This is a genomic window from Novosphingobium sp. SG919, from assembly GCF_012932495.1.
Lineage (GTDB): Bacteria > Pseudomonadota > Alphaproteobacteria > Sphingomonadales > Sphingomonadaceae > Novosphingobium > Novosphingobium rhizosphaerae.
Genome location: NZ_JABCNG010000001.1, coordinates 654,785 through 670,576, shown reverse-complemented (window position 1 = coordinate 670,576; position 15,792 = coordinate 654,785). Strand labels below are relative to the sequence as shown.

Here is a 15,792-nt window from a genome sequence, read left to right as displayed (position 1 = left end):
TCCACCTGAATTCTCCCCAAGGAACACCAAGTCATGTCCATCGAAGTCAAGGTTCCGACGCTCGGTGAAAGCGTCAGCGAAGCGACGGTCGGCCAGTGGCTGAAGAAGCCCGGTGAAGCGGTGGCTCTGGACGAGCCCATCGTCAGCCTCGAAACCGACAAGGTCGCCGTCGAAGTGCCCTCGCCCGTGGCCGGCGTGCTCGGCCAGATCCTGGTTGCCGAAGGCGAAACCGTCACGGTTGGCGCGCTGCTCGGCACCGTGGAAGACGGCGTGGCCGCAGCCGGCAACGGCCAGGTTGCCCCGCGCGAGGAAAAGCCGGTGCCGCCCGCATCCGACACGATCGCGCCGGCAACGCCTGCAGCCGCGCCTGCCGCAGCCCCGGCTGCGCCGGCCGGTGACGATGCCGGTGCTGCCGCGCTCTCGCCGGCAGTGCGCCGCGCGGTGCTGGAGCACGGCATCGATCCTTCCACCGTCAAGGGCACCGGCAAGGACGGCCGCCTGACCAAGGAAGACGTGCTGGCCGCAGCCCAGGCCAAGGCCGCTTCGCCCGCACCGGTGGCCACCGCCGCTGCCGTGCCTGCCGCCGTGGCCGCGCCTGGCCGCAACGAAGAACGCGTCAAGATGACGCGCCTGCGCCAGACCATCGCCAAGCGCCTCAAGAGCGCGCAGGAAAACGCCGCCCTGCTCACCACGTTCAACGACGTGGACATGTCGGCCGTGATGGCCGCGCGCGAGAAGTACAAGGACGTGTTCGAGAAGAAGCACGGCGTGAAGCTGGGCTTCATGTCGTTCTTCGCCAAGGCTTCGTGCCTGGCGCTCAAGGACATTCCGGCCGTCAACGCCCAGATCCAGGGCGATGAGATCGTCTATCACGACTATGTCGACATCTCGGTGGCCGTCTCGGCGCCGAACGGCCTGGTCGTGCCGGTGGTGCGCGATGCTGACAAGCTCTCGTTCGCCGGCATCGAAAAGGCGATTGCCAATTACGGCAAGAGGGCCCGCGAAGGCGCGCTGACCATGGAAGACATGAAGGGCGGCACCTTCACCATCTCCAACGGTGGTGTGTTCGGCGGCCTGATGTCCACCCCGATCATCAACCCGCCCCAGTCAGCCGTGCTCGGCCTGCACCGCATCGAAGACCGCCCGGTCGTGCGTAATGGCGAAATCGTGATCCGCCCGATGATGTACATCGCGCTGTCCTACGATCACCGCATCATCGACGGTCGCGAAGCGGTTACCGCGCTCAAGACCATCAAGGAAGCGATCGAAGATCCCACCCGCCTGCTGATCGATCTCTGATCGACCAAGCGTGCCGCGCCCGGCGACCAGTGCCGGGCGCGCAGGCGTGCATAGCAGCGAACTTGTGTGATAAGTCGCGCCAGTCCCGCCACAGTTTCAGGGGCGCGCGAACAGGAGGCCGCAATGGCTGAATACGATTATGATGTCCTGGTGATCGGCGCTGGCCCTGGCGGCTATGTCGCGGCGATCCGCGCGGCCCAGCTGGGCCTCAAGACCGCCTGTGCCGATGGGCGCGAAACCCTGGGCGGCACGTGCCTCAACGTGGGCTGCATCCCGTCCAAGGCACTGCTGCACGGTTCGGAAAAGTTCGAGGAAGCCGTCAACGGCACCTTTGCCAGCTATGGCATCAAGACCGGCCCGGTGGAGCTGGACCTGGCCACGATGCAGCAGCAGAAGCTGGATTCGGTCAAGAGCCTGACCGGCGGCATCGAATTCCTGTTCAAGAAGAACAAGGTCACCTGGCTCAAGGGCTATGCCAGCTTCGAAGACGCACACAGCGTCACCGTCGCGGGCCAGAAGGTTTCGGCCAAGCACATCGTCATCGCCACCGGATCCTCGGTCACCCCGCTGCCGGGCGTGAGCGTGGACAACGACGCGGGCGTGGTGGTCGATTCGACCGGCGCGTTGGCGCTGACCCGCGTGCCGGATCACCTGGTGGTGATCGGCGGCGGCGTGATCGGCCTGGAACTGGGCTCGGTGTGGCGTCGCCTGGGCGCCAAGGTCACCGTGGTGGAATACCTTGACCAGCTGCTGCCCGGCATGGACGGCGACGTGCGCAAGGAAGCGGCCAAGATCTTCAAGAAGCAGGGCATGGCGCTCAAGCTTTCGACCAAGGTCACCGGCGTGGCGGTGGACGGTGGCAAGGCGACGCTGACGGTCGAGCCTTCGGCCGGTGGCGCTGCCGAAACCATCGAGGCCGATTGCGTGCTGGTGGCCATCGGCCGCCGGCCCAACACCGAGGGCCTGGGCCTCGACAAGATCGGCCTTGCGCCCAACGCGCGCGGCCAGATCGAGACCGACCACGATTTCCGCACCGCGGTCGATGGCGTGTGGGCGATCGGCGACGTGATTCCCGGTCCGATGCTGGCGCACAAGGCCGAGGACGAAGGCATTGCCGTGGCCGAGAACATCGCAGGGCTCACGGGCATCGTGAACCACGACGTGATCCCCGGCGTGGTCTACACCTTCCCCGAATTTGCCGGGGTGGGCCTGACGCAGGAAGCCGCGCTGGAAAAGGCCGGCGGCGACCAGTCCAAGATCAAGGTCAGCAAGTTCCCGATGCTGGGCAACAGCCGCGCCAAGACCAATCACGAGCCCGACGGGTTCGTGAAGGTGATCGCCGATGCGCAGACCGACCGCGTGCTGGGCGTGTGGGCGATTGCCTCGGTGGCCGGCACGATGATTGCCGAAGCGGCCCTGGCCCTGGAATTCGGCGCAACCTCGGAAGACATCGCCTATACCTGCCACGCGCACCCGACCCATTCGGAAGCGCTGAAGGAAGCGGCGATGGGCATCCGCGAAAAGCCGATCCACATCTGATCGACGCACCGCCTTTGGGCGGCGAGCGCATTGAACAAGGCCGCGCCGGGGCAACCGGGCGCGGCCTTTTTCTTGGGCCGCTTGCGCACGCCCCTGGCAACGCGCCGCAACAAGACATGCAGCTTTGTAAAATAGGCTATGCTTGACAGTTGTTTACGTGACTTCTGGGGCTGCCCTTCTACGAGGCAGGCAAGCAGGGGAGCTTACCAAGGAGAAGCATCGTATGAACCGTCTGACGATCGCCTTTGCCGCCGCTATGGCGCTTGCCGCCACGCCGATGGTCGCCCAGGCCGCGCCGTGCAAGGATGCCAGGGGCAAGTTCATCAAGTGCCCGCCAGCCAAGCCGGCGCCCCGCAAGGTTTGCAAGGGCCACAAGGGCAAGTTCGTGAAGTGCCCGCGTTGACCTGACGCAGGAAGGGCTGCCTGGCCCGCCACCTGCCACGTCGTGCGACGCCAGGCAGCCCTTCCAAGCGCTAGAGCACGATAACGTTTCACGGAAACGTCATCGTGATCTAGGTTTTTGTTATCGTGCGATTTACTGCCAAAAACCGGCACCCACTTTTTGTCATCGCACGCTAGAAATCTATCTTCATCCGAACCATGGCCGAAGGAACGCTGACACCGCCGCCCACGGCGCGCTGTTCCGCTTCGGCCTGGGCCTTGACGCCAGGCGCCAATTGCAGTTGCGCCACGGGTGGCGCCTGATCAGCGAAAGGGCCGGTCAGGGGATGGACGCGAAACTTTTCCCGATCCACCGCACAGACCACGATCGCGCCATCGGCCGCCGGACTGCCGCAGCGCGCCTCTTCCGGCTTGAGCCGCGCAAGGTCGAAGGATTGGCCCTGCGCCGCAGGCGGTGCGGACGGGGCCGGGGCAGAAATCGGTGCGACAGGTGGTGCATCGATAGGCATGGCGGCTTGGCTCCATCCGCAACGTGCTGAAACTGAACGTCGATTGTGGCGCGATCATGGCGCCGGGAACTTTGCCCGGCGTTGGCGCGTAGTCCTGCCCAAACGGGGCAACTGCACATGAAACGTTCTCTCCTGATCGGCAGCGCATTGGCGCTGGCCGCATCGATCCCGCTTGTCGCCTGCCATCACCGCCCGGCCAACCAGGCGCCGCCGCGGGCCACAGACGCCATCAGCCTGCCGCCCCAGGCCTCCACCATTGCCGTGCCGATCGTTGCCCGGCTCGATGAACTCAGCGCTGCGCTCGAACAGGCCGTGCCGCGCGAATTGTGGTCGATCGACCAGCCTGGCCAGGATTGCCTGGCGTCGAAGCGAGTCCAAGTGCTGGGCGTCAAGATCAAGACGCCTCGCGTGGAATGCCGCGTCGTGGGCAACGTGGTGCGCGGTCCGATCACGCTGGCCGGACAAGGGCAGGACCTGGTGATCACGCTGCCGATGCACGCAACGGTGCGCGCGCGCGACATTGCCGGCGTGCTCAAGCAGGAAACCGCCACCGGCGACGCCGTGGTGCGCGCGCATGTGCGCCTGTCGCTGACGCGCGACTGGAAGCCACGCGCCACGCTCGATATCCACTATGACTGGACCAACGCGCCGGGCATCGATTTTCTCGGACAGCGCATCACGTTCACCAGCAAGGCCGATGCCAAGCTCAAGGGCGTGATCGACAAACTGGAACGCACCCTGCCCAGCGAGTTGGACAAGCTGCATCTCGATCGCCAGATCGGCAAGGCCTGGGCCAGCGCGTTTACGTCGCTGGAACTCAACCACGCCAATCCGCCGGTGTGGATGCGCGTCACGCCCAAGGATCTGCGCTATGGCGGCTATGCGGTGGAAGGGCGGCAACTGGTGCTCAAGCTGGGCATGCAGGCGCAAACCGAAACCTTCGTCGGCAACCGTCCGCCCGATCCCACCCCGGCCCCGCTGCCGCCGCTGCACACCCTTGATGGCGCGCCAGGGCGGATGCTGTTCGTCATTCCGGTGATCGCCGATTATCGCGAACTGGAACCGGTCATCGCGCGGGCGCTGGTCAAGCGATCGGCCCGCCCGTTCGATGTTCCCGGCCTGGGGGCGGTGACGGCGCAGTTCGGCAAGGTGACCTGCTATGGCACCACCGGCGGCAAGGTGGCGGTGGGCGTGCAGTTTGCCGCCAATGGCGCGCACGGCACCGTCTGGCTGACCGGCACCCCGGTCAACGCGCCGAATTCGCGCGTCGTCAGCTTTGCCGACCTTGCCGTTTCGGGCGTGACCGACAGCACCGGGACCGACGTGCTGCTAAGCTTGGCCAACGCGCCAGGTCTTTCGGAAACCATCGCTGCCGCGCTCGCCCAGAACTTCGAGCGCGACTATGCCAAGCTGATGGCCAAGATCGACCGCGCCCTGACGGACAAGCGCACCGGCGATTTCGTGATCCGCGCACGGATCGAGGATGTGCGCACCGGCCGTCTCAAGGCCGCGGGCCAGGGTCTCTACCTGCCGGTGGAAGGAACGGGAACGGCGACGGTCAGCCTCGACATGCGGTGAACCACAAGGCATGGCATGGTCCATGCCGCTGGTCCCCTCGCTGCCCACGTCCTTGCCATCGTCCCTGCCCAGCGCGTTGCCCCACGCGGTGGCCCCGGCCCTGCCCGCCGTGATCGGCGTGGCAGACCTGGCGGGAATTGCGCTGTTTGCGCTGTCTGGCGCACTGGTAGCCGCGCGGATGCGGCAGACTCTGGTGACGATGTGCTTTTTCGCGGTGATCACCGGTGTGGGCGGCGGCTCGGTGCGCGATCTGCTGATCGGAGCGCCAGTGTTCTGGGTGCACGATCGCTGGGTGGCGCTGGTCTGCCTGGCCATGGCGGTGGTGTGCTGGATCACGCCGCACCGCTGGTGGCGCGGCGCCGCGCTGGAATGGGCCGATGCCGTGGGGCTCAGCGCTTATGCCGTGCTGGGCACGACCAAGGCGCTGGCCTATGGCATCCCTCCCGTTCCGGCCTTCATCATGGGCGTGATCACCGGCTGCGTGGGCGGGGTGATCCGCGATTGTGTTGCCGGGCGCCCGTCGATCATCATGCGGCCCGAACTCTATGTCACCGCCGCAGCCCTGGCCGCAGCGCTCTGTTCGGCAGGACAGGCGCTGCACTTGCCCAAGGGCTGGGTCTGGGCGGTATCGGCACTGGCCGGGTTTGCCCTGCGTGCCGCCGCGATCCGCTGGAAACTGGCGATCCCGGCCTATGGCGGCCGCCCTGCCCACGCAGACACGGATTGATCGCACGCCAGCGGATTGTGCGTTGCAGCGCAGCATGAATTGGGGCACCCTCCCGTCTTATGATCAAGGCGGGCCTCCATCACCTCACGCGCTATACCTATTCCAAGCCGGTTCGATTGGGCCCGCAGGTGATCCGATTGCGGCCGGCGGCGCACAGCCGCACTGCCGTGCCGAACTATTCGCTGAAGATCAGCCCGGCCAATCACTTCATCAACTGGCAGCAGGACCCTTATGGCAACTGGCTGGCGCGGGTGGTTTTTCCCGATCCGATCGATCACTTCGAAATCTCGGTCGACCTGCTTGCCGATCTGGTGGTGATCAATCCGTTCGATTTCTTTGTCGAGGAATATGCCGAAACCTATCCCTTTGTTTATGCAGAGGAACTGAAAGCCGATCTGGCCGCCTGCTTTGAAACCGAAGCGCAAGGCCCGCTGTTCGATGAATTGCTGGCGCGCTTTACCGGCCACCAGGGGCGCACGATCGACTTCCTGGTGGCGATCAACCAGGCGGTCAACCAGGCGGTCGGCTATGTCATCCGCATGGAGCCGGGCGTGCAAAGCCCTGAGGAAACGCTCGACGTGGGCAGCGGATCGTGCCGCGATTCGGCCTGGCTCCTGGTGCATCTGCTGCGCCGCCTGGGCTTTGCCGCGCGTTTCGTCTCGGGCTATTCGATCCAGCTGACGCCCGATGTCGCCGCGGTGGATGGCCCGGCCGGCGTGGCGCAGGACGTGTGCGACCTGCATGCCTGGACCGAAGTCTATCTGCCGGGCGCGGGCTGGATCGGACTGGACGCCACCTGGGGACTGTTTGCTGGCGAAGGACACATTCCGCTCTGCGCCACGCCGCACTATCGCTCCGCCGCGCCGATCGAAGGTGTGGTGCTGGAACCGGTGCATTCCGATTTCCATTTCGAAATGCAGGTTTCGCGCATTGCCGAAGCGGTGCGCATCACCAAGCCGTTCACCGATGCGCGCTGGGACGCGCTCGATGCGCTGGGCCAGCAAGTCGATGCCGACCTTGCCAACCAGGACGTGCGCCTGACGATCGGCGGCGAACCCACGTTCGTGGCCGATGGCGATTTCGAGGCGCCCGAATGGAACAGCAGCGCGGTGGGGCCCACCAAGGCCTGGTACGCCGACCGGCTCATCCGCAAGCTGCGCGATCACTTTGCGCCGGGATCGCTGCTGCACCACGGCCAGGGCAAGTGGTATCCGGGCGAAAGCCTCCCGCGCTGGGGCTATTCGATCTATTGGCGCAAGGACGGCGTGCCGATCTGGCGCGATGAAAGCCTGATCGCCGGCGATCGCCTGCCCGATGACAGCGTCACCGGCGTGGATGCCGACGACGCCGCGCTGTTCCTGCGCGAGACGGCCGCCGTGCTGGGCGTGGCCCCCGAGAATGTCGCCCCGGTCTACGAAGACGCACTGGAATGGATCGTGCGCGAGGCGGACCTGCCCGAAAACACCGAGCCCACCGATCCCAAGCTGGACGATCCCGAAGTGCGCCAGCGCTTTGTCCGCACGTTCCAGCGCGGGCTGACCAAGCCGGTGGGGCATGTCCTGCCGATCCAGCGGCAACAGCCCTGGCAGACGCGCCGCGCCCATGCCGCCGGCCACTGGTATTCGGAAAAGTGGAAGCTGCGCCGCGGCGCGCTGTTTGCCGTGCCGGGCGACAGCGCGCTGGGCTATCGCCTGCCGCTCAATTCGCTGCCCTACGTGCCGCCCTCGGCCTATCCCTATATTCACCCACGCGACACGGCCGAGCCACGCGAACCGCTGGCCGATTTCCGCGCGCAAGTGGTGGAACGCGCGGTGCAGACGCGCGATGCGCTCACGCCCGGCGAGATGTCCCACGAGGATCGCAGCCGCGAGGCGCGGGCGCAGGGGCATGAGCGGCACAGTGCCGATCCGGTGCGGCAGAGCCGCGTGGAACAGACCATCGCCATCGAAGGCGCGGTGCGCACGGCGATCACCGTGGAGCCGCGCGGCGATCACTTGTGCGTGTTCATCCCGCCGGTCGAAACGCTGGAAGACTATCTCGACCTGATTGCCAGCGTGGAAGCCGTGGCCGAGGAAACCCGCCTGCCGGTGCGCATCGAAGGCTATCCCCCACCGCCCGACCCGCGGCTGATGGTGCTCAAAGTCACGCCCGATCCCGGCGTGATCGAAGTGAACATCCAGCCTGCCGGCTCATGGGCGGAATCGGTGGACATCACCGAAACGCTTTATCGCTGCGCCCGCGAAATTGGGCTGACGGCCGACAAGTTCATGGTCGATGGCCGCGCCATCGGCACCGGCGGGGGCAACCACATCGTGCTGGGCGGGCCGACCCTGCTCGACAGCCCGTTCATCCGCCGGCCCGATCTGCTCAAGTCGTTCGTGATCTATTGGCAGCGCCATCCCAGCCTGTCCTATCTGTTTTCCGGCATGTTCATCGGCCCCACCTGCCAGGCGCCGCGCATCGACGAAGCGCGGCACGACGGGCTTTACGAGCTGGAAATCGCGCTATCGCAAGTGCCCGGCCCGGATCAGCCCCAGCCGCTCGCCTGGGTGGTCGATCGCCTGTTCCGCAACTTGCTGGTAGACGTGACGGGCAATACCCACCGCACCGAAATCTGCATCGACAAGCTGTTTTCGCCCGATGGCCCCACCGGGCGGCTGGGCCTCGTCGAGTTTCGCGGGTTCGAGATGCCGCCGGATGCGCGCATGTCGCTCGCCCAGCAATTGCTGCTGCGCGCGCTATGTGCCTGGTTCTGGCGCCAGCCGGTGGATGGCCCGCTGGTGCGCTGGGGCACGCAGTTGCACGACAAGTTCATGCTGCCGCATTTCGTGTGGACCGATTTCCTCGATGTGCTGGCCGATCTGCGCGGCGCAGGCTATGATTTCGATCCCGTGTGGTTCGAAGCGCAGCGCCAGTTCCGCTTCCCCGTACACGGCGCGGTGGAAGGGGGCGGCGTGCACCTGGAAGTGAGCCATGCGCTCGAACCCTGGAACGTGCTGGGCGAAACCGGCGCGATCGGCGGCACCGTGCGCTATGTCGACAGTTCGACCGAGCGGTTGCAAGTGCGCGCGGCCGGCCTCGTGCCGGGCCGCCACGTAATCACCTGCAACGGGCGCCGCGTGCCCTTGAGCTATACCGGCACGCCCGGCGAAGCGGTGGGCGGCGTGCGCTACAAGGCCTGGCTGCCGGCCAATTGCATGCATCCGATGCTGCCGCCCCATGCGCCGCTCACGTTCGATATCTTCGATACCTGGAGCCAGCGCTCGCTGGGGGGCTGCGTCTATCATGTGGCCCATCCGGGGGGGCGCAATTACGATTCGGTGCCGATCAACGGCTATGAAGCCGAAGCGCGGCGGCGCGCACGGTTTCAGGACCATGGCCATTCGCCCGGCCCCCTGCCGGTGCCGCCGGCCGAAATGCCTGGGGAATTCCCGATGACGCTCGACCTGCGCCGCCCCGCCGGGCTGGCCTGACCACGGTGGCCACCCTGCCCGAAACCCCGCCATCGCCGGCGGGCCGGCGCCCGCCCGTGGGGCTGGCCGGCTATCCGGTGGATGTGGGTGCGGGCGATCTCTATCGCCATGCGGCGCCCGATGTGGCCCAGGCCTGGCAGCAGGCGGCGCAAGGGCTGATGGCCCTGCGCGAGGAAGCCGGCGTCGCGGTGCAGGAACTGGTCGGCCGCCAGATCCTCGATCTGGGCATGTCGTTCCGCCTGACCGGCGAGGACGAGGAGCGCGACTGGCCGCTTTCGCCCATGCCGCTGATCGTCGGCGCCCAGGAATGGACCCAGGTGGAACGCGGCCTGGTGCAACGCGCCCGCCTGCTCGAAGCCGTGGTGGAAGACATCTATGGCGAAGGGCGCCTGGTGGCCGATGGCCATCTGCCTGCCGCGCTCATTGCCGGCAGCCGCTATTTCGCCCGATCGATGGTGGGCGTGGGCCCACGCAGCGGCCCGCATATCCACGTCTATGCGGTAGACCTGGCGCGCGGCCCGCGCGGGCAGTGGCGCGTGCTGGGCGATCGCCTGCGCCTGGCCAACGGCATCGGCTATGCCCTGGAAAACCGCCTGGCGCTTTCGCGCGTGACCGGCAGCCTGCTCACCGACATGCGCGCGCGTCGCGTGGCCCAGTTCTTTTCCGATCTGCGCGGCGGCATCGCCCGCGAATGCCAGCGCGAAAACCCGCGCATCGCCCTGCTCACGCCCGGCCGCTTCAACCAGTCCTATCCCGAACAGGCCCATCTCGCGCGCTACTTGGGCTTCCCCCTGGTCGAAGGCCGCGACCTGACGGTGAGCGACGACCGGCTCTATGTGCGCACCATCGCCGGGCCCAAGCGGGTGGACGCGCTGTGGCGCTGGATCGATACCAACGCGCTCGATCCGCTGCGCTTCGATGCGCGATCGGCAATCGGCGTGCCCGACCTGTTCGAGGCGCTGGACCGTGGCGGCGTGACCCTGGCAAACTGGCCGGGGGCCGAAGTGCTCGAAGCGCCGGCCTTTGCCGCGTTCATGCCGCGCCTGTTCTCGGCCCTGCTGGGCGAAGAGCCCATCCTGCCCAACGTCGCCACCTGGTGGTGCGGCCAACCCCGCGAAGCGCAGGACGTCGCCGCGCGGCTGGACCAGTTGATGATCACCGCGGCGTTCGGGGTGGAAGTGGCCGGCCTGCCCCAGGGCCGCCCCGTGGCCGGGCGCAGCCTGAGCCCCGCGCAACGCAGGGCCTTGCTCGCTGCGATGGAGCGCCGCCCGGTGGACTATTGCGGCCAGGAAATCGTTACTCTTTCCACCACGCCGGCGCTGATCGATGAAGCGTTCGTGCCGCGCGCCTTTACCGTGCGCGCTTTCCTGGCGCGCAATGCGGCAGGGGAATGGAGCGTCATGCCCGGCGGCTTTGCCCGCCTGTCCTCGTCGGGCGAAATGGTCACGACGATGATGGGCGAAGGCGATATTTCCGCCGATGTCTGCGTGGTGGACACCGCCGTCGATGTCGCCACGGTCAGCGCCACGCCTTCGGTACTGGGCGCCCCGCCGGCGGTGCGACGCGGCGGGGGCATCCTGGCGAGCCAGGCGGCCGACAATCTGTTCTGGTTCGGCCGCTATATGGAGCGTGCGGAAACCACCGTGCGCGTGGTGCGCGCCGTACTTGGCAGTTCGATCGAAGTGGACGCGGCCGCCGGGCATAATCCCGAGGTGATCGCGCGGCTGGTAGACCTGATGGTAAGCTGGGGCGCAATCGAGCGCGAAGATGCCGGGTTGGGCGTGCCCCAAGCCTGCCGCGCGGCGTTGGCCGACACGGCGATGAACGGTTCGGTCGGCGCGCTGTTTGCCGCGATCCGCGCCACGGCGCTGACTCTGCGCGATCGCTTCACCACCGATTTCTGGCGCATCGCCAGCCGCCCGCTGCCACCGATGGACGGCCACCGCCCGGGCGCGCTGTTGCGGGCCGCGCGCGAATTGATCGAGCGCCTGTCCGCGCTGTCTGGCCTGCTGGCGGAAAACTTCACGCTGGGCCCATCGCGCCATTTCCTCGACATGGGCCGCCGCCTTGAACGCGCAGTGGCGCTATGCCAGACGCTGCGGGCGCTGTCTGCGCAGATCGAGACACCCGAAGCGCTGGGCGTGCTGCTCGACCTGTCGGACAGCCAGATCACCTATCGCGCGCGCTATCTGGCCGCGCCCAGCACGGCGCCGGTGCTCGACCTGCTGCTGCTCGACCCCACCAATCCGCGCTCGCTGGCGTTTCAGGCGCAGACCCTGGTCGGCCATATCGAAGCGCTGCCTTCGCTGGGCGAAGACAACCTGCCCGAAGCCCCGCTGTTGGAAGCGCGTGCCATCCTGGCGCCCTTGTCCAGCCTGCCCGTGGCCAGCTGGAACCTCGCGCGGCTGGCTGATGTGGAGCAGCGGCTGCTGACCCTGTCCGACACGATATCCACCCGCTATTTCCTGCAATTCGAAAAGGCCGGAAACCCGGCCGGTGGCAGCCTGCTCGCGTGATCTACGATATTCGCCATCAAACACGCGTCGATTACGACGCGCCTGTCCGCCTCGCCCGGTTCAACTTGCGCCTGCGTCCCGCGCCCTGGCCCACGCAATCGGTTAGCCAGTTCCGCCTCTCCGTCTCGCCGCAACCCTGGACCATGGAAGAGGAAGCCGGACCCTTCCTGGTCAACCGCAGCCGCCTGTTCATTCGCGAGCCGCTCGATCGGCTGGACGTGGAAAGCACGTTCCGCGTGGAAGTGACGCCGGCTGCGGCCGACCTGGCCCAGGCGGTCACGCCCAGCGTGGCAGAGATCGGTGCCTGCGCCGCCGCGCATCGCGACCTTTCGGCGCTGGGCCCGGCGAGCTATATCTATCCGTCGGCCATGACGCCGCTTTCCCCCGAGATCGTCGGCTGGGCCGGCAGTATCCTGGCGGGCAAGCGCAGCGTGATGGACGCAGGCCTTGCGCTGATGCACGCCATCCACGACGAATTCACCTATGATGGCACCGCGACCACGGCCGACACCCCGCCTGCGGAAGCCTTTCGCGCCCGCCATGGGGTGTGCCAGGATTTTGCCCATGTGATGATCGTGGCGGCGCGCGGGCATGGCCTGCCAGCCGCCTATGTCAGCGGCTATTTGCGCACCCTGCCCCCGCCCGGCCAGCCCCGCCTGGTGGGTGCCGACGCCACCCACGCCTGGGCCGCGCTGTGGTGCGGCGACGAATTGGGCTGGGTCGGGTTCGATCCCACCAACGCGGTGCTCGCTTCGACCGACCACGTGTTCACGGCCATGGGGCGCGACTATGCCGATGTCGCGCCGATGGATGGCGTGTTCCATGGTGGAGGCGGCCAGCGCCTGCGGGTTTGCGTCGACGTGGCCCCGGTGGAGGAGCCAGTCGACTGATGGCCCGCGCGCGCTTGCTGCGCGGCTACCCCTTAGGCAGGGACGCCAGTGCCCTGGGCCAGGAACGGCCGCGCATCGGCCAATTGCGCTTCGAACGCACCGATTGCGTCGCCACGCGCCAGGGTCAGGCCCACTTCGTCGAGGCCGTTGAGCAGGCAATGCTTGCGGAACGCGTCGATCTCGAACGCAAAGCGATCCTGGAACGGCGTGGTCACGGTCTGCGCATCGAGATCGATGGAGATTGGGTCGGTCTGCGCCACTTCGAGCAGGCGATCGACCTGTTCCTGCGGCATCACCACGGTAAGGATGCCGTTCTTGAAGGCATTGCCGGAAAAGATGTCGGAAAACGACGGCGCGATCACCGCCTTGATGCCCAGGTCGAGCAGCGCCCAGGCGGCATGCTCGCGGCTGGAACCGCAACCGAAGTTGTCGCCCGCGATCAGGATCGGCGATCCCTTGAAGGTTTCGCTGTCGAACAGGTTGTCGGGATCGGCACGCAGCGATTCGAAGGCGCCACGGCCCAGCCCCTCGCGACTGATCGTCTTGAGCCACTTGGCCGGGATGATCACGTCGGTGTCGATGTTCTTGCGGCCGAACGGAATGGCGCGGCCTTCGATGTGGTTTACCGGTTCCATGCCCCCGCTATAGCCGCCGCCGCGCCCGGCGCAACGGCGGAAATAGCGTGTCGGGCAAGGCTGCGCTCAATCGGTTTCGGGATTGTCGCCCAGCGGAGATTCCTTGGCCGGCTTGTTGGCCCGGTCCTTGCGACGGTTGCTATAGAGCAGCGCGGCTGCGAGCGCCGCCGAACCGACCGCTGCAGCCCCTGCCAGGACAGCCGTTCCGGCCCAGTTTTCCTTCTTGGACACGCCTTCCTCCTTGTTACGGGCCGCAAGAATTGGCCCGGTTGCCGCACAATGCAACGTTCAATCGAGGAATGTCTGAAGACAACTCCACGCCTGCTGCTTTTGCGCCAGTGTAACGGCACAATAGGCCGGGCTGCTTGACGGCAGTTGAATGAATGAAATGTCAGGCAAATCTGCCATTTGTGCGCGGCCATGGCGCGCGGCGGTGGCGCCGTTGAAACCGATCGCGCGCAAGACCGGCAGCCTGGCGGCAAGCTGTGCCAAGGGCGCCAGTTGCGCTGCGCGGATCGCGGTATCGAGGCTACCGGCGCGTGTCGCGCTCGCCACCGTGTCCCACAGGCCGATGCCGGCACGCAGCAGCGCGTCGAGCCGCGCGGGATAATCCAGCGGCACGAGATCCTGCCCGATTACGCCGCCGATCAGCCGCCAGAACTGGTTGGCAGGGTGGGCGTAATAGCGCTGCGCAGCGAGCGACGCCTCCCCCGGCAGGCTGCCGCAGACCAGCACACGGGTCTGCGCATTGACCACCGGGGCAAAGGCGGACTTGCGAAAGTCGATCAGACCAGCTCGCGCACGTCCGTCAACCGGCCAGTAACGGCCGCGGCAGCCGCCATCGCCGGGCTGACCAGGTGGGTGCGCGCACCCGGCCCCTGGCGGCCGACGAAATTGCGGTTGGAGGTGGATGCGCAGCGCTCACCGGCGGGCACCTTGTCCGGGTTCATGCCCAGGCACGCCGAGCAGCCCGGCTCGCGCCATTCCAGGCCCGCGTCCTTGAAGATCACGTCCAGGCCTTCATCCTCGGCCATGGCCTTGACCAAGCCAGAGCCGGGCACGACGATCGCCCAGCGCACGTTGTCTGCCTTGTGACGGCCCTTCAGGATGGCGGCGGCGGCACGCAAGTCCTCGATCCGGCTGTTCGTGCAGCTGCCGATGAACACGTTCTGGATTTCCACCGAATTGAGCGCGGTACCCGGCTCAAGACCCATGTATTCCAGCGATTTGCGCGCAGCTTCCTGCTTGGAAGGATCGGCAAAGCTGTCGGGCGCGGGCACGCTGGCGGTGATCGGCAGCACGTCTTCGGGGCTGGTGCCCCAAGTGACCGAAGGCGCGATGTCCGCCGCATCGATCACCACGACTTTGTCGTACTGTGCATCCGCATCCGTCGCCAGGCTCTTCCACCAGGCCACGGCCGTGTCCCAGTCGGCGCCCCTGGGCGCATAGGGGCGGCCCTTCACATAAGCGAAGGTCTTTTCGTCAGGCGCGATCAGGCCGGCGCGGGCGCCATGCTCGATCGCCATGTTCGATACGGTCAACCGTCCTTCGATCGACAGGTCGCGGATCACCGATCCGGTATATTCGATGACATAGCCGGTGCCGCCCGATGCGCCGAGCACGCCGGTGATATGCAGCACCACGTCCTTGGCCGAAACGCCCGGCGCCAGCGTGCCGTTGACGCGCACTTCCATGGTCTTGCTGCGCTTGAGCAGCAGGGTCTGCGTGGCGAGCACGTGTTCCACTTCCGACGTGCCGATGCCAAAGGCCAGCGCACCCAGCCCGCCGTGGCAGGCGGTGTGGCTGTCACCGCACACGATCGTGGCGCCGGGCAGCGAAAAGCCCTGTTCCGGGCCGACGACGTGGACGATGCCCTGCGCGGCATCGGCATCGCCGATATAGCGGATGCCGAATTCGGGGGCATTGCGCTCCAGCATGGCCAACTGCTGCGCAGAGTCGGGATCGGCAATGGGAATGCGGTTGCCCGCGGCATCGCGGCGCGCGGTGGTGGGCAGGTTGTGATCGGGCACCGCCAGCGTAAGATCGGGGCGGCGCACCTTGCGCCCGGCAAGGCGCAGGGCTTCGAACGCCTGCGGGCTCGTCACTTCGTGAACGAGGTGGCGGTCGATATAGATCAGGCTCGTGCCATCGTCGCGGTTCTCCACAACGTGCGCGTCCCAGATCTTTTCGTAGAGCGTCTTGCCGGTGCTGGTCATGCTAGTGC

The 15,792-nt window shown here is 66.8% G+C and carries 13 protein-coding genes; 8 read left to right on the top strand and 5 right to left on the bottom strand.

All coding sequences use genetic code 11. The features are described 5' to 3' along the window. The first annotated feature begins 33 nt into the window (after positions 1–33). From odhB to FHT19_RS03050, 3 genes are all read left to right on the top strand, one after another. Positions 34–1,299 (top strand): 2-oxoglutarate dehydrogenase complex dihydrolipoyllysine-residue succinyltransferase, encoded by a 1,266-nt coding sequence (odhB, locus tag FHT19_RS03060; protein ID WP_169473907.1) that lies wholly within the window; start codon positions 34–36, stop codon positions 1,297–1,299. Between the two features lie 123 nt (positions 1,300–1,422). Next, on the top strand, positions 1,423–2,838 hold the full coding sequence (lpdA, locus tag FHT19_RS03055; protein WP_168554316.1) for a dihydrolipoyl dehydrogenase: 1,416 nt from the start codon (positions 1,423–1,425) through the stop codon (positions 2,836–2,838). Between the two features lie 223 nt (positions 2,839–3,061). Beyond that, positions 3,062–3,241 (top strand): hypothetical protein, encoded by a 180-nt coding sequence (locus FHT19_RS03050; protein WP_169473905.1) that lies wholly within the window; start codon positions 3,062–3,064, stop codon positions 3,239–3,241. 172 nt (positions 3,242–3,413) lie between these two features. Here FHT19_RS03050 and FHT19_RS03045 read toward each other — a convergent pair whose 3' ends face one another. Continuing rightward, positions 3,414–3,749 carry a hypothetical protein gene (locus tag FHT19_RS03045; RefSeq protein WP_168554314.1) on the bottom strand — a complete coding sequence of 112 codons (336 nt, stop codon included), beginning with the start codon at positions 3,747–3,749 and terminating at the stop codon, positions 3,414–3,416. A 117-nt stretch (positions 3,750–3,866) separates the two neighbouring features. On the opposite strand from FHT19_RS03045, the gene FHT19_RS03040 reads away from it, so the two are divergent. From FHT19_RS03040 to FHT19_RS03020, 5 genes are read left to right on the top strand one after another with little or no spacing between them, the layout of a single operon-like run. Further along, entirely contained in the window at positions 3,867–5,327 is a 1,461-nt protein-coding gene (locus FHT19_RS03040; RefSeq protein ID WP_169473903.1) for a DUF4403 family protein, read from the top strand. Between the two features lie 22 nt (positions 5,328–5,349). After that, positions 5,350–6,054: a trimeric intracellular cation channel family protein gene (locus FHT19_RS03035; protein ID WP_168554312.1), complete on the top strand. Its 705-nt coding sequence runs from the start codon at positions 5,350–5,352 to the stop codon at positions 6,052–6,054. A 59-nt stretch (positions 6,055–6,113) separates the two neighbouring features. Beyond that, positions 6,114–9,527, top strand: a complete 3,414-nt coding sequence (locus tag FHT19_RS03030) for a transglutaminase family protein (protein ID WP_169473902.1) — start codon at positions 6,114–6,116, stop codon at positions 9,525–9,527. A 5-nt stretch (positions 9,528–9,532) separates the two neighbouring features. Beyond that, positions 9,533–12,043, top strand: coding sequence for a circularly permuted type 2 ATP-grasp protein (locus FHT19_RS03025; protein ID WP_248290244.1), 2,511 nt, complete (start codon positions 9,533–9,535; stop codon positions 12,041–12,043). Continuing rightward, positions 12,040–12,933 carry a transglutaminase family protein gene (locus FHT19_RS03020; RefSeq protein WP_169473901.1) on the top strand — a complete coding sequence of 298 codons (894 nt, stop codon included), beginning with the start codon at positions 12,040–12,042 and terminating at the stop codon, positions 12,931–12,933. The genes FHT19_RS03025 and FHT19_RS03020 overlap by 4 nt, the downstream gene beginning before the upstream one ends. A 32-nt stretch (positions 12,934–12,965) precedes the next feature. Here the strand turns inward: FHT19_RS03020 and leuD are convergent, their stop codons facing one another. From leuD to leuC, 4 genes are all read right to left on the bottom strand, one after another. Then, positions 12,966–13,568: a 3-isopropylmalate dehydratase small subunit gene (leuD, locus tag FHT19_RS03015; RefSeq protein ID WP_169473900.1), complete on the bottom strand. Its 603-nt coding sequence runs from the start codon at positions 13,566–13,568 to the stop codon at positions 12,966–12,968. A 66-nt stretch (positions 13,569–13,634) separates the two neighbouring features. Beyond that, positions 13,635–13,799, bottom strand: a complete 165-nt coding sequence (locus FHT19_RS03010; RefSeq protein WP_248290243.1) for an isopropylmalate isomerase — start codon at positions 13,797–13,799, stop codon at positions 13,635–13,637. A 57-nt stretch (positions 13,800–13,856) separates the two neighbouring features. Then, positions 13,857–14,324 (bottom strand): DNA-deoxyinosine glycosylase, encoded by a 468-nt coding sequence (locus FHT19_RS03005; protein ID WP_248290242.1) that lies wholly within the window; start codon positions 14,322–14,324, stop codon positions 13,857–13,859. A 29-nt stretch (positions 14,325–14,353) separates the two neighbouring features. Further along, positions 14,354–15,784 carry a 3-isopropylmalate dehydratase large subunit gene (gene leuC, locus FHT19_RS03000; RefSeq protein ID WP_169473899.1) on the bottom strand — a complete coding sequence of 477 codons (1,431 nt, stop codon included), beginning with the start codon at positions 15,782–15,784 and terminating at the stop codon, positions 14,354–14,356. Between the last annotated feature and the right edge of the window lie 8 nt (positions 15,785–15,792).

Excerpts from the sequence above, each read along its gene's own strand:
- FHT19_RS03045 (WP_168554314.1), bottom strand. The coding sequence starts at position 3,749 with ATGCCTATCGATGCACCACCTGTCGCACCGATTTCTGCCCCGGCCCCG.
- FHT19_RS03030 (WP_169473902.1), top strand. The coding sequence starts at position 6,114 with ATGATCAAGGCGGGCCTCCATCACCTCACGCGCTATACCTATTCCAAG.
- odhB (WP_169473907.1), top strand. The coding sequence starts at position 34 with ATGTCCATCGAAGTCAAGGTTCCGACGCTCGGTGAAAGCGTCAGCGAA.
- lpdA (WP_168554316.1), top strand. The coding sequence starts at position 1,423 with ATGGCTGAATACGATTATGATGTCCTGGTGATCGGCGCTGGCCCTGGC.
- leuC (WP_169473899.1), bottom strand. The coding sequence starts at position 15,784 with ATGACCAGCACCGGCAAGACGCTCTACGAAAAGATCTGGGACGCGCAC.
- FHT19_RS03035 (WP_168554312.1), top strand. The coding sequence starts at position 5,350 with ATGCCGCTGGTCCCCTCGCTGCCCACGTCCTTGCCATCGTCCCTGCCC.
- FHT19_RS03040 (WP_169473903.1), top strand. The coding sequence starts at position 3,867 with ATGAAACGTTCTCTCCTGATCGGCAGCGCATTGGCGCTGGCCGCATCG.
- FHT19_RS03050 (WP_169473905.1), top strand. The coding sequence starts at position 3,062 with ATGAACCGTCTGACGATCGCCTTTGCCGCCGCTATGGCGCTTGCCGCC.
- leuD (WP_169473900.1), bottom strand. The coding sequence starts at position 13,568 with ATGGAACCGGTAAACCACATCGAAGGCCGCGCCATTCCGTTCGGCCGC.